The sequence below is a fragment of the Bdellovibrio svalbardensis genome (assembly GCF_029531655.1).
Taxonomy (GTDB): domain Bacteria; phylum Bdellovibrionota; class Bdellovibrionia; order Bdellovibrionales; family Bdellovibrionaceae; genus Bdellovibrio; species Bdellovibrio svalbardensis.
On record NZ_JANRMI010000005.1, the window covers coordinates 213,874 to 227,143 of the forward strand.

Here is a 13,270-nt window from a genome sequence, read left to right on the forward strand (position 1 = left end):
AGGACAGAATTTAGCAGAACAGCCCCCTTATGAAAAGAGGGCTGAACAAATTACTTCTTAGCCTTGCGAGTGACTACTTTTTTGACACCCAAGGCTGCGGCTTTCTCTTTTGCCGTCTCCGCCTTTTTCAAAGTCTTCTTCGGAGCCGCCTTTGCTTCAGCTTTAGCAGCTTTTGGCGCCGCCTTCGCTTTGGCTTTTCCCTTAGCCTTGCCTTTTCCTTTGGCAGGTCCCTTCTCATTGATCAAGGCCACAGCCTGCTCAAGAGTGACAGTATCTGGCGTCGTACCTTCCGGCAAAGACGCATTCACCTTGCCGCTCTTAATGTACGGACCGTAAGGACCGTTAAAGACTTGAATCATATCGCCAGAATCAGGATGTGCTCCTAAATCTTTCAAAGCAGCCGCTTTGCCGCGACCTTTTTTAGGTTGCGCAAGCATTTCGAGGGCGCGCTCATAAGTCATTGTGAAAATGCTTTCGCCCTTTGGAATCGAACGATAGTCGCCATCATGAACGATGAATGGACCGAATCTGCCAAGACCTGCTTTGATCTCTTTGCCGGTACCAGGATGAGTCCCCAAAGTTTTTGGCAAAGCCAACAACTCCAAGGCCATTGGCAAATCCACTTGCTCTGGTTGAATCCCGGGAGGAAGTGACGCACGTTTTGGTTTGTCATTTTCCGGAGACACATCGCCCATTTGGACGTAAGGGCCATAACGACCACTCAAGACATAAATAGGCTGATCCGTTGCAGGATCTTTCCCCAAGGCATCCGCTCCGTTGATCTTTTGATCGATCAACTTTTCCGCGATCTCAGGAGTGATATCCGCCGGAGATTCATTGTCAGGAACTGAAGCACTGAAGTCTTCACCATCACGAGTTGTCGTGAGGTATGCTCCATAGCGACCGACATGGAATTTGTATTTATCCATGCCTTCCAGAGTCATCGTACGTGCTTCATCAGGATTGATTTTTTCTTCCTGAGAATCAACGCGAGCACGCAGACCTTTAGGGCCTTTGTAGACTGAAGCCAAGTAGCTCTCCCAGTCCAACTCCCCGTCTGCGATATTATCCAGGCTTTGCTCCATCTCTGAAGTGAAACCCAGATCGACGAACTCTGTCAGATAACTGCTTAATAATTTAGAAACGATCATCGCCGTAAACGTTGGAACAAGTGCTGTTCCATTTTTACGAACATAGCCGCGATCGATGATAGTACCGATAACAGACGCGTAGGTGGACGGACGACCGATACCTTCTTTTTCCATCGTTTGCACGAGGCTGGCCTCTGTATAACGAGCAGGCGGCTTCGTTTCGTGCGATGTTGGATCCAGCTTCGCGCATTTGATAGCATCTTTAACTTTAAGAGCTGGCAAACGCACTTCGCGTTCTGCCAAGTCTGCTTCCGGATCATCACTGCCTTCGACGTAAGCGCGCAAGAAACCCGGGAATTCGATCGTCATGCCCGAAGCAGAGAAGATCGCATCGCCAACTGAGATTTTTGCACTGACTTGTTTCTGACGAGCATCCACCATTTGCGAAGCAATGGTGCGCTTCCAGATCAAATCATAAAGGCGGAACTGCGTTCCGGTAAGACCCGTCTCATCCGGATCCATAAAGTTATTACCCGCAGGACGGATCGCTTCATGGGCCTCTTGAGCACCTTTAACTTTTTTCGCGGCATAATTGCGCGGCTGAGGAGTCAGATACTCTTTGCCATATTTCGATTCAATACATTCGCGAGATGCCGTGATGGCTTCTGTTGAAAGGAAAGTTGAGTCCGTACGCATGTAGGTGATGAAACCTTGCTCGTACAATTTTTGTGCAACTTGCATCGTTTCACGAGCACTCAAGCCCAATTTACGATTCGATTCCTGTTGCAAACTTGAAGTGATGAAAGGTGCTGCTGGTTTTCTGAATGTCGGTTTTTCTTCCACATCCGAAACAACCCAAGTTCCTGTTTTCAAATCCTTGGAAAGATTCGCTGCATTCTTTTCGTCAAGAACAAGAACGTCTTTACCCGCAGTCAGCTGACCCGTTAGACCATCAAAGTCTTTACCGGTTGCTACTCTTTGATTTTTGTATTGCTGCAAACGAGATTCAAAGTTCACGCCGTCTTTTTGAAGTTCAGCAAGAACTCCCCAGTAAGCGGACTTTTTGAAACGCAGACGCTCTAATTCTCTGTCCACGATCAAACGAACGGCCACCGATTGGACACGACCGGCAGAAAGACCGTAAGCCACTTTCTTCCAAAGAAGTGGCGAGATCGTATAACCCACAAGTCTGTCCAACACTCGACGCGCCTCTTGAGCACGCACCAGATTATAATCAATCTCGCGAGTGTCTTTCAGAGCTTTTTGAATCGCGTCTTTGGTGATCTCATGGAACACCATTCGTTTCGTTGGAACTTTTGGTTTCAAAACTTCAAGCAAATGCCAGCTGATAGATTCCCCTTCGCGGTCTTCATCGGTTGCGAGATAGAGCTCTGAGGCATCGGCTAGTTTGTCTTTTAGATTTTTTACGACTTTGAGTTTGTCTTTGGGAATGCAGTAAAGAGGTTCGAAGTTGTGATCAACATTCACCCCCAACTGAGCCCACTTTTCTTTTTTTACCTTCTCAGGGATATCTTTTGCGGACTGTGGTAGGTCACGAATATGACCCATGCAGGATTCTACCACATAATCTCTTCCCAAGAATTTACGGATTGTCTTAGCCTTCGTAGGAGACTCCACGATGACTAACTTGATTCCATCCGAGCTTTCAGTCTTTTTTGCCATGCTTGGTCCTTAGTCCAGGTTCAACCTGAACAAATCTGAGCGACTGCTGATGATGTAGCAGGCCCATATATATAGACAAACCATGTCTTCGTTCGATTTAAGATGCAAGCCTCAATTTTGACAACTCGTATAAAGTCTTAAGGGTACCTGCTTCCCTTTGTGCGATTTTAGGTAAAAACTTTTGATGTAAGCACGCACTTTGTCTACTCCGACGAAGTCGGAATCCAAGTCAAACTGGGAAGCAGGTACCCTTGAAGAACGTCTCTGAATTTTCGAACTCGCTTCGTTTTCTTTTAACAGATATCGATGACACTTTGACAGACGAAGGTCAGTTGGGGCCTGAAGCCTATGAGGCCCTGTGGAAACTTCATCAAGCTGGAGTTCACGTCATTCCCATCACCGGTCGCCCCGCGGGCTGGTGCGAGATGATCGCTCGTATGTGGCCAGTCAGTGGGGTTGTCGGCGAGAACGGCGGATTCTACTTCCGCTATCACAATAAAAAAATGCATCGCCATTTTTTCTTCGACGAAACAACTCAGCAGGAAAATCGTTCGAAACTGAAAGCCCTTGAAAGTGAAATTCTCACCAAAGTTCCCGGATGTGATTTGGCCAGCGATCAATTCTGCCGCCTTATGGATCTCGCCATCGACTTCTGCGAAGATGTCCCGGCATTGCCGCGCTCTGAAGTGCAGAAAATAGTCGACATCTTCAACTCCCATGGAGCGCAAGCAAAGGTCAGCTCTATTCACGTCAATGGATGGTTCGGCAGCTACGACAAGCTCACTATGTCTTTGCGTTTCCTTGAAAGAGAATTCGACGTCAGCGCGGCCCAAGCGAAGGATGTCTGCGGTTTCAGCGGAGACTCTCCCAACGATGAACCCATGTTTGCGTACTTTCCCCACAGCTTTGCTGTCGCGAATATTATAAACTTTATTGATCAAATCAAAAACAAACCCACTTATGTCACCACACATCGCGGCGGCTTAGGCTTCACAGAAATTGCCCAAGTTATACTCAAAGAAAAATAAAGGAGTCCTGTTATGACGTTTCAATTTATCCTCAGCCTGGCGCTGCTTTTCTCACCTCTTGTACGGGCTGCTGATCTAAAGATCGGTGATTCCGCTCCCGTCTTCAGTGCGAAGACCCAAGAGGGAAAGGATTTTAACTTGGCCGACCGCAAGGGCCAATGGACAGTGCTTTACTTCTATCCAAAAGCTGGAACTCCTGGCTGCACCAAGCAAGCTTGCGCCTTCCGTGACAATATTGAAAAAATCAGATCTCAAGGGGCTGACGTCTTCGGAATCAGTGCCGACTCGGTCGAAGCCCAAGCCGCATTTCATAAAGAGCACCGTCTGACTTTCACTTTGCTAGCGGATCCGGAAGATAAAGTCGTTAACCTTTATGGCAGTAAAATGCCTTTCTTAAAAATGTCAAAGCGCTGGACTTTCCTGATTGATCCTTCTTTGAAAATCAGAAGTATCGCCAAGGATGTTGATCCTGTGATGGACTCTGAACGAGTCGCCAAGGAAATCAGCGAGTTCCAAACCCAAGACAAAGCAAAAAAATAATCGATTCAGTATCACGCGCGTCTTCTCAAAGAGGCGCGCTTTGCACAGCTTCAATGAATGCCTTACCTATTGCCGAACGCCGCAAAGAAGGCCGATACACCAGGTACAGATGATCCTGAAATGAGGGCAAAGAAGCATGGGCTTCTTCCAACGGAAACGGATTCTGCAATGCCACTCGTTTAGGAAGAATGGCATGTCCTGCACCGGCCTGGAGCAGACCCGCGATCACTTCCAAATTTGAAGATTCCAGCTTTCGTTTATAGCGAAGTCCTTTCTTCTGCAGCTTCTCTAAAATCCACTGAGTTTGAAATAAACTGGGATCATAGATCAATACATCCTGAAGACTCGAACCCTTCTTTTTCCAAACAGAAACCTCGTCCCGGCAAATTTCCTTTAAAATCAAATCTGGATGCTTTTCGGGATTCATGACCAGTCCTGCATCCAGTGCATGATCCAGGACCCGTTGCAAAACATTACGAGACAGATCATGACTCAACTGCACCGACAAGTCGGGATGTTCTTTCATTAATGAAGGCAAAAAAGTTGGCAGAGCATAGCGGGCCACGGAGGGATGAAGCCCCAGACGGATTGTACCCCGTACGGCATCATTGACGGTCCCCGCCTCCCGCAGCATCTCCTCCCACAACTCTACCATCTGATCAGAGTACTGATAGATTTGCAGACCAGCCGCAGTCAGAGTGACTCCCTTTTTTGATCTTTCAAACAGACGCACACCCAGTTGGTCTTCAAGCTTGCGCATAGCCACCGTCAAAGTCGGTTGACTGACATGCAACTCCTGAGCGGCACGGCTCATATTCCCTAGGTTGGCGATCGTTTTAAAGAACTTTAAGACATTTATATCCATAGAAAATATTAATCATAAATATTATTTATTATCAATTTTATTAATTACCAAAAACACGTACAAAGATCTCACCAACCATACCTAATAAAGGAGATTGTTATGGAGACAGTAGTTAAAGGATTTTTGATTTGCTTATCTTTTGCTTCAGCCATGTCAGCAGCTCAAGCTCAAACGGTCTTAATGTCCAAGAAGACCGTGACCCTGCCTGTTGATCTTTCCTCAGCTGGAGTTCGATCCTCCAATGCTGGATATGGAACAACATATCTCGTAAAGATTCTTGTCCCTGGTTTGGCCGCCGAGACCCTCCTTAATCATCGCAACGAAGGGGAAGCAGCACCATGTTTAGCAACTTACGACACCGACAAGGTGGAAGACATCACCCAAAACAATCCCACAGTTGAAAATATCAAATTCACGATCACTGAAGAGAAAATACTCTGGCCAAATACCACTGATAAGATCTGCAATGTCACTCTGGCAGAAACCATCAACGCCGTAGTGCGTGGGCATAAGTTCACACACCTGCGAAGAGCTGACCTGCCTGCAAGACATATCGACGACTGCAAATAATATGAATATTAAGCCTGGCTCGCGACCAGGCTTTTTTTTGTTACTCCAGTTTGAGAAAAGCCTTTTCAATAAGCCGAGTAAACTCACATAAACGGTCTCAAATGAGACACAAATCCCTCTGTCACGTTAAACTTAAATTTTCTCAGTAAAGTGTCGCAAAATCATTCACTGAGCAGATCTAGAGATGAAGATCAATCGCATTGCATTATTTTACTAAGATCGCCTCATTAAAATCCGAATAGATCAAAGACTTTAACTGCCGGAGGCAACGTGGCTGGTTCTAAAATGTCTTTGCTTAAAAGATTACTACTGCCAATCATTGGCTTAAGTATTTTTATTTTAGGGACAATGACAATTCTTTCCACTTGGAAAGCGCGAGATATGGTGATCGAAGATGCGAAAGATCGCCTGAACAAAGCCGGCAAATATCACGCGGCCATGATCCGCCGTGAGATTGAAAAATCAATGGTCATCTCAAGGATGATCGCCCTTCAGGCGCAGTCAGACATTAAAAGCAAACATCAGAATCGTGATGGCTTCATCTTGTCGTTAAAAGAATACGCTGAAGCCAACCCCAATTTGCTCGGAGCGTGGATTGGTTTTGAGCCGAATGCTTTCGATGGCCGGGACAGCGAATATGCAAATCAAAAGCTTCACGAAAAGACAGGTCGATTTATACCTTGGTGGGCTCGAGCTGCCTCCGGAGTCAAATACAGCCCGATGACAATCGAGGGCGAAGGCCCTCTTGACAAAGCCGCCTATTACCGCATCCCGATGGATACGAAAAAAGAAGCTTTGATGGAACCATATATAGACACAGTTGATGGCCAAAAAGCGATGATGACCTCCAGCGTGGTTCCCGTCATGATAGATGGAAAAGCCGTCGGCGTAGCAGGATCAGATATTGGTCTAACTAAGGCCGCAGAATTTTTAAAGGAAGTGAAGCCCTACCCAGGCAGCCAAGCGATTCTGCTCTCCTTCCGCGGGAACAATGTCGCGGGAACTGCTGAAGACAAGCTAACGAAAAAAGCTGAATTTGATTTCGACTCTGCAGCCATCTTTGAGGCGATCTCTAAGGGCCAGGAATATAATGTCGTCGCTAAAGATTCCAGCGGGCAGTCTTTCATGTATCTCGTGTCGCCAATCGAAGTCGGCAACACCGGGGAACCATGGGCGCTCATTATCAAAACTCCTGAAAGCGAAGTTCTGGCCGGCGTCGCAAGCCTGACCAATTTCCAAATTTTCGTAGCCATTGTCGGCATCATGGCTTTAGCAGGAACCGTCTTCTTCATTTCACGCGGCATCAGCAAAAATGTTTCAGCATTAAGCGGCGATCTTGAGAAGTCTGCTTCAAACGTCAACGACTCCATTGAACAGCTTTCAATTGCGGGAATGGGTCTTTCTCAGTCCTCCAGTGAATCGGCGGCCTCCCTGGAGGAAACTGTCGCGGCTCTTGAAGAACTGACCTCGATGGTAAAAATGAACTCTGATAACGCCAAACAGGCAGCTGCTCTTTCTTCGCGCAGCTCTGAGTCTGCGGTACAGGGCGAAGCCGAGATGAGTGCTTTGCTCGATTCAATGAAAGACATTTCTCAATCGTCCAAGAAAATCGAAGAGATCATCAACGTCATTGATGATATCGCTTTCCAAACCAACTTACTGGCCCTCAATGCCTCCGTAGAGGCAGCCCGCGCCGGAGAACACGGAAAAGGTTTCGCCGTTGTCGCTGAGGCCGTCAGAACTTTGTCGCAAAGAGCTGCTGTAGCGGCAAAAGACATCACCACTTTGATCAAAGACTCTGTGGAGAAAATTGAGCGTGGAACAGACAAAGCTGACAAGTCTGGTGAAGTTTTAAAAGCCATCGTCACTTCCGTCAAAAAAGTGTCAGACCTCAATACCGAAATTTCAGCAGCCAGCGAAGAGCAGGCCACCGGAATTGCGCAGATTTCAAAAGCTATGAATCAATTGGACCAATCGGTTCAATCGAACGCGGCTTCGTCTGAGGAAATTGCCAGCACAGCGGAAGAAATTCGCTCTCAGTCCCGCATCATGAGAAAAGTCACTGACGATCTCAAAGTTGTGGTTGAGGGAGGAAAAGGGGCTGAACTTGAAGCCCCACCAACACCTGCTCAAACGTCTTCAAAAAAGTTCGGAAAGCCTCAGGCGCAAAAGACTTTTGATCGCAAGCCGGCGGCAACTGCATCTACTTCCGTTAAAGACAATAAGTTCGAAGATCTATTGCCATTAAATGACGATGAGGCAGCTTAAAACCGAAAGTTATCCCAAAGGATCCATACTTAAAAACCGCAGGAGAAACCCTTGAAACTAACAACCATCACCCTAAACATAGCAACTCTTCTGTCGAGCGTTTCAGTTCATGCTGCAGATTTCGGAGGCGTCAAAGTAACCGGCGAAGCCTCCTTTGACTACAACTACCTCTCCTCTGGCGACAATCGCTACCCCGCTGCGGGTGGTGCGTCGCCAGATACATATCGCTTTAACCAAGCACAGATTCTTATCAGCAAAGAGACAGACGAACTGTCGCTTCTAGCTCGACTTAACTACACTCCTGTCGACTATATGCAATCGAGCACCGCCTCAGGGAAAGCAAGTTTTGGATCTTTAGATCAACTTGAAGTCTATTACAAAGTCAGACCAGACTTTTCAATTGGCTTCGGACGTCTGAGCACAACCTTGGGCTTTGAATCCTGCTTGAAGACGGACAATATCTTTTACTCAAACACGGTGGCCTACCAGGGCATTGTGCCTGGATACGGTGAAGGGCTCAGAGCCAAATACACACCTGGTGAATGGCTGGCCTTAACACTGACCACCTACAACCGCAGCCCTTACGGTTCTTTTGGTGATGACAACACTCCAACAAAATCAACTGAGCTTTCGGCAACTGGAATACTGGGAACCTTTACTTGGTTTGCCGGCAGTGTCATGGGCACTGATGGAGACTCCTCCCCTACCACCCGAAAAGTTGAACGCCAAACTTCCAGCATCTGGTTCACAAATAAATTTTCAGATTCAATTGCTTTAAGTGGAACTTACGATTCAAGATCGCAAAAGCCCCAAGACGGTTCTTACACTTATGCACAGTCAGTTTCAGGTCAGCTCGCATACACCTCAGGAAAAAACACTCTGGCTGTACGCTATGAATCGGTATTGGGTGCTGGCGAACTGGACACTCTCAATGGCACAGCGTCTTCCAATTTCTATCCAGGGGCTGACAAAGTCCAAATTTGGTCTGCGAGTGAAAACTATCACCTAACAGAAAATCTCAAAGTTTTCTTGGAGTATCGTCACGACGATATTGATCAACCGGTTTTGAAAAACAGTGCTGGTGATGCAACGAAAGACCTTTACATGGTCACGCTCGGAGCTTTAGCTCACTTCTAGATTTCTTATCGCAATTTTTCCAGAAGAAAAGCCGCAGCTTGAAACTGCGGCTTTTCTTATTAAAAAGGTTCATTGCCTTTACGGATTGACCTGCACCTGAAAGCTAGAAATATCCGAAAGATTATTAGCCTCACCAGTATCATTGACTTGAAGATCAATTTTGGCAGTTCCTATTTTAATTGCTTCTAAAATTGCCATCGCAGTGCCATTAATAAATCCATAACAAGTCACCTTCACAACGGATGGATCAGAAGACAGGCAAGAGTTGAATAGCAAATCCTGATTTTCCTGTGCATGCCCCGAATTTGCATAGACAGGCACCCTCAACTTCTGTCCCACATTTAAAGTTTGGGCAGCGGTGGGATTGACGAGGGGTTTCGCGTTACTGACTGGAGCATAGTGAATCCGTAAATTGCGATCTTTTAGAGGAACCGTCGCGCCATTCGACTTGATCTGAAGATCCAAGATAAATAACTCAGCTTTATCGCAACTTTCCAAACTGCCAGGACATACCGATGAAAAAGAACCGGTAATTTCGTAAATACAATTCTGACCGGCAGTCACGCACAACTCCCCTTGCGCCGTGTACAGAGCTGGTTTGCTTGATGTTCCCACCAGACGCCGACGTAGAGATAAATTTGGGTTCGTATCCGTGCTGTCTAAAATAACGAATTCGTTAGATTCCAAAGTCGAACAACAATCTCCCGCACAAGCCCCTAGCGATCCCCCATAGGTGCAAACTCTCAACTTGTCGTTTTCTGGAGTCAGGGCCAGGCTGCTGATGAAATCAGAATTGCCGTTAATGCGATCAGTGAGTTGATACCAACTAAGCGCTCGACTGGATGAATCTTGAAATTTATGTATGTAATCTTGGAGATTGGCTAAAAGAGTTCCGCAAGCCAGCGTCAGTACGCTGACGATCAACAAGGCCACCAAGACCTCAACAAGAGTAAAGCCTTGGACTTTGGAAGGCCTCATTGAGTGAAAACCTTCACGACATCGGTCGATTGTAGATAGCCAGAATTAAAAATGAGCGTGTTATTAAAAAGTCGATAGTCCAAATCCTTCACCGGATTCAAGGTCGCGCCTCCTCGCACAACCTCAACAGACTTCAAAGATCCCGCGACAGAGGCTGGCAGAGTAATATCATCTTTTCCCAAATTATTTAAAAACGCCTGAGTCAATGAGGAGATTTTAGAACTGTAGTCATTGCTACAAATCGATACCACTTCGCCCTGCACCCCAGATAGATTGACCAGCTTTTCATATTTAGTTCCGTAAGCGGCCCCGGTAGTTAAAGGACACGTGCTACTTTGATCAGAGGGATGAATTACCGGAACAAAATAAACATTTTTAGAAGAGTTCTTTTCTGCAACGCTCTCAATGATGGCCAGCGCCGCATCCTGAGCCATGTAGGCCTGCGATGTCCAGCTTACCATTGGCACAACCCCTTCCCACTTCAGAAAACTACTGCCTACAGAACCACTCTGCCGATAGCATGTAGCTGGAACGTAATGGGGAAATGCCACAAGCAGGGACGCTTCCTCATTAAGGCAAACATCTGGATTTGAGGACTGCTTCAGGACAAATGGAGACTGAGTGACCGCACACTTCGAGACGGTATAGGTGCCTGAATAAACTAAATTCGTACTGTTCCAAGATATAAGAACTGATTTAATTTTATCGGCAAATAGTGGTGCCTTGCTCATACAATCATCGCCTACTTTTGCAAAGGAATCATATACAGAAAAAGGAATCGACACAGATCTTTGCAAGGTCGCTGGCGCACCATCCACTGTGGCATCCGCCATAACCGTAAAGCTGTTCCACTGACGATCACCCCAATAGGTATAGGGAGTGACATGAACTTCGTTCTTAGATGTCACCGAAGAGAAGCAATCATTGAATATGTCCACGGCACCAGGCGCTACAGCCCCAGCAATATTACCAACAAAATGAGTTTCATCATCTTCATTGGTAAGCAGCATAACGACCGTTGGCGTTTGAGCATCCACAGGAATTATTTGATCATTGGATTTAATAATATGAAGGATCTGGCAAAAAGCATTATCAGTTGTCGTTGCTGCTGGCGATGAAAACAACTTATCAACGCGAGCATTTAAAGCCGTCAACTTCGTGGATTTCAAATCCGAAGTATCCGACGATGAAAAATCCACCATCCCATAGTAGCTACTTCCCGAGGTCCAGAGTGGCATAAAATTAAAGCTCCGAACCTGCTCATCAAAAAAAGTCGTACCATCTGCAAGGGTTAAGAATTCAGCGAAGGATAAATCCTTCCTCACTCCACCTGGCATTATATAGCGATTTGACTTGAGAAACGTATTCGTAGAAAGTCCCAATGTATAAATCCCCACCCTGGCATTAAGACCACTCAACGCCGTGGTCAATCCACTCAATGCGGTTTTAACCCGATCCTTGGCATAAAGAAGGCTGTTGGAGTTATCCAAGAACAACAAGACATTTACATTTCGACCGGGAGAAATACTGGCATCAGGAATGAAGGTTGATACGTTGTTGATCTCTGGAACAACCATTGCGGTTTTTTCCAGAACATAGCTGGTCCCGCCCGGGCTCAGAACCTCCGTCTTAACTTTCACTACAAAATACTCGGCTTGGTCACAGCTAGTCTGATTCAGAGGGCAGTGCACGCGAAATGACAGGGTGTTATTGACGGCATCAGACAAAGATCCGCTAATACTGCGAAGAGGCTTTTCAGTTTCCAAATCCATGGCTGTTAATGGGTAGTCCCGATTGGTATCGCATTCTACCTGATCTGCCTCTATACACTCTTTGAGATATTTATTTTGAGTGAATTTCGCGAGATGACCGAAATACACGGGACGAGTCATATGCACGATCATCTGCTCATTCTCAATATTCCTTCCAATTTCCGACATGAGATGATCATGACCTTTTTCGACAACACCAAATAGCCTCAAACTCCCAAAAGATAGAATCCCAAAAATGGCCATGCCCATTAAAACTTCAATAATAGTAAAACCCCGGTTCATGGATTCACCACCACGTTAAATGTTTGAATCTTGGACAAGAAGTTTGTAAGACCGCCATCATTTATTTGCAGCTGGATCGTCGCGGTGCCAACGGCCACAGGAGTCAACACCAACTGTCCAACACCCCCCACAAAGGCTTGGCACTGAATCTTCACCACAGAGTCATTGCTGCTGGAACATTGCTCGAACTTGAAATTCTGAACTTCCGACGGATGACCAGGATCTCCAGAAACGGGAATTGTTAAAGGCAGCGCCACCTGAAGAGTTTGATCCGGCACCACGGGCAGAGAAGGACGATAGTTCACCTTGGGGAAATAAAAGGACACAAAATCCCTCGCCTTCAATTGAGAATAGGCAGGAGTCGGCACCATCTGAATTGTCACCGATAAGTACTCTGCATGATCACAACTGCCTGCACCACCAGGACAGTGAGCCGTAAAAGTAGATGTTAATCCATACACACAACTTGAAGAATCGGGTAACAGACAAAGATTTCCGGCAGAATCATAGTAAACTGAATTGCCGGGTGCGCCGCTCAAGGTTCGTTTTGCCGCGACATCCGGATTCGTATCTAAGGGGTCTTTGAAAAAGAAGCCTTGAGAGATATTCCCCTGACAACAATTTTCAGAGCATGCGCCAAGAGCCCCTCCCTCCAGGCAGACATGCAAAGCTGTATTTTTAGCAAGAAAGAGAGAGCTTTCTGACAGCGATTTCGTTGTTGAAAGCATTTCGTGAATCGCATTTAACGAAAAAGTTCGACCGCCCCGTTTCTTAATAGACTGCATATCATCAACATAAGCCTTGGAAGTACCCATCATACTTAAAGCCAAGGCGCCAATGAAGACGGCCATTGCCAGCATATACCCCATGATAGAGCCTCTTTGCCCCAGCCGAAGAGGACGGAACCTTGGGGGCTTCTGTCTAATTTTATGCAATTTCATAGAGCCCTCCCTTCCGATTTTTAAACGAGATACTCCAGAGAATTCTTCGGCATTTTTATATCAGATGAAAACTCGGAATCAGATCTTTCCGATGCATGTCACTAAATGAGATGCA

Annotated in this window: 10 protein-coding genes; 5 read left to right on the forward strand and 5 right to left on the reverse strand. The window is 46.3% G+C overall.

All coding sequences use genetic code 11. The annotated features are described in order from the left end of the window. Window positions 1–50: 50 nt before the first annotated feature. Window positions 51–2,774: a type I DNA topoisomerase gene (gene topA / locus NWE73_RS16670; protein WP_277579496.1), complete on the reverse strand. Its 2,724-nt coding sequence runs from the start codon at window positions 2,772–2,774 to the stop codon at window positions 51–53. A gap of 251 nt (window positions 2,775–3,025) precedes the next feature. On the opposite strand from topA, the gene NWE73_RS16675 reads away from it, so the two are divergent. Both NWE73_RS16675 and NWE73_RS16680 read left to right on the forward strand, forming a co-directional pair. After that, window positions 3,026–3,802, forward strand: a complete 777-nt coding sequence (locus tag NWE73_RS16675) for an HAD family hydrolase (RefSeq protein WP_277579497.1) — start codon at window positions 3,026–3,028, stop codon at window positions 3,800–3,802. Window positions 3,803–3,814: 12 nt separating this feature from the next. After that, window positions 3,815–4,342, forward strand: coding sequence for a peroxiredoxin (locus NWE73_RS16680; protein WP_277579498.1), 528 nt, complete (start codon window positions 3,815–3,817; stop codon window positions 4,340–4,342). Between the two features lie 25 nt (window positions 4,343–4,367). Here NWE73_RS16680 and NWE73_RS16685 read toward each other — a convergent pair whose 3' ends face one another. Beyond that, on the reverse strand, window positions 4,368–5,207 hold the full coding sequence (locus NWE73_RS16685; RefSeq protein ID WP_277579499.1) for a LysR family transcriptional regulator: 840 nt from the start codon (window positions 5,205–5,207) through the stop codon (window positions 4,368–4,370). 99 nt (window positions 5,208–5,306) lie between these two features. Between NWE73_RS16685 and NWE73_RS16690 the strand changes: the two genes are divergently transcribed. The 3 genes from NWE73_RS16690 to NWE73_RS16700 all read left to right on the forward strand — a co-directional run bounded on the left by NWE73_RS16690 (window position 5,307) and on the right by NWE73_RS16700 (window position 9,182). Next, on the forward strand, window positions 5,307–5,777 hold the full coding sequence (locus NWE73_RS16690) for a hypothetical protein (protein WP_277579500.1): 471 nt from the start codon (window positions 5,307–5,309) through the stop codon (window positions 5,775–5,777). 270 nt (window positions 5,778–6,047) lie between these two features. Further along, window positions 6,048–8,045, forward strand: a complete 1,998-nt coding sequence (locus tag NWE73_RS16695) for a methyl-accepting chemotaxis protein (RefSeq protein ID WP_277579501.1) — start codon at window positions 6,048–6,050, stop codon at window positions 8,043–8,045. 51 nt (window positions 8,046–8,096) lie between these two features. Continuing rightward, complete coding sequence (locus NWE73_RS16700) at window positions 8,097–9,182, forward strand: outer membrane beta-barrel protein (protein ID WP_277579502.1); 1,086 nt, start codon at window positions 8,097–8,099, stop codon at window positions 9,180–9,182. Window positions 9,183–9,260: 78 nt separating this feature from the next. Here NWE73_RS16700 and NWE73_RS16705 read toward each other — a convergent pair whose 3' ends face one another. The 3 genes from NWE73_RS16705 to NWE73_RS16715 are packed head-to-tail and all read right to left on the reverse strand — an operon-like array spanning window position 9,261 to window position 13,155. Continuing rightward, the gene (locus NWE73_RS16705; protein ID WP_277579503.1) at window positions 9,261–10,160 is read right to left on the reverse strand and encodes a type IV pilus modification PilV family protein; all 900 of its coding nucleotides are present in this window, start codon (window positions 10,158–10,160) and stop codon (window positions 9,261–9,263) included. Further along, the gene (locus NWE73_RS16710; protein ID WP_277579504.1) at window positions 10,157–12,214 is read right to left on the reverse strand and encodes a PulJ/GspJ family protein; all 2,058 of its coding nucleotides are present in this window, start codon (window positions 12,212–12,214) and stop codon (window positions 10,157–10,159) included. The genes NWE73_RS16705 and NWE73_RS16710 overlap by 4 nt, the downstream gene beginning before the upstream one ends. Then, window positions 12,211–13,155, reverse strand: a complete 945-nt coding sequence (locus tag NWE73_RS16715) for a hypothetical protein (RefSeq protein ID WP_277579505.1) — start codon at window positions 13,153–13,155, stop codon at window positions 12,211–12,213. The genes NWE73_RS16710 and NWE73_RS16715 overlap by 4 nt, the downstream gene beginning before the upstream one ends. Between the last annotated feature and the right edge of the window lie 115 nt (window positions 13,156–13,270).

What these genes read in the sequence shown, in the direction of transcription:
- NWE73_RS16715 (WP_277579505.1), bottom strand. Translation starts at nt 13,155, where the DNA reads ATGAAATTGCATAAAATTAGACAGAAGCCCCCAAGGTTCCGTCCTCTT.
- NWE73_RS16705 (WP_277579503.1), bottom strand. Translation starts at nt 10,160, where the DNA reads ATGAGGCCTTCCAAAGTCCAAGGCTTTACTCTTGTTGAGGTCTTGGTG.
- topA (WP_277579496.1), bottom strand. Translation starts at nt 2,774, where the DNA reads ATGGCAAAAAAGACTGAAAGCTCGGATGGAATCAAGTTAGTCATCGTG.
- NWE73_RS16710 (WP_277579504.1), bottom strand. Translation starts at nt 12,214, where the DNA reads ATGAACCGGGGTTTTACTATTATTGAAGTTTTAATGGGCATGGCCATT.
- NWE73_RS16680 (WP_277579498.1), top strand. Translation starts at nt 3,815, where the DNA reads ATGACGTTTCAATTTATCCTCAGCCTGGCGCTGCTTTTCTCACCTCTT.
- NWE73_RS16690 (WP_277579500.1), top strand. Translation starts at nt 5,307, where the DNA reads ATGGAGACAGTAGTTAAAGGATTTTTGATTTGCTTATCTTTTGCTTCA.
- NWE73_RS16685 (WP_277579499.1), bottom strand. Translation starts at nt 5,207, where the DNA reads ATGGATATAAATGTCTTAAAGTTCTTTAAAACGATCGCCAACCTAGGG.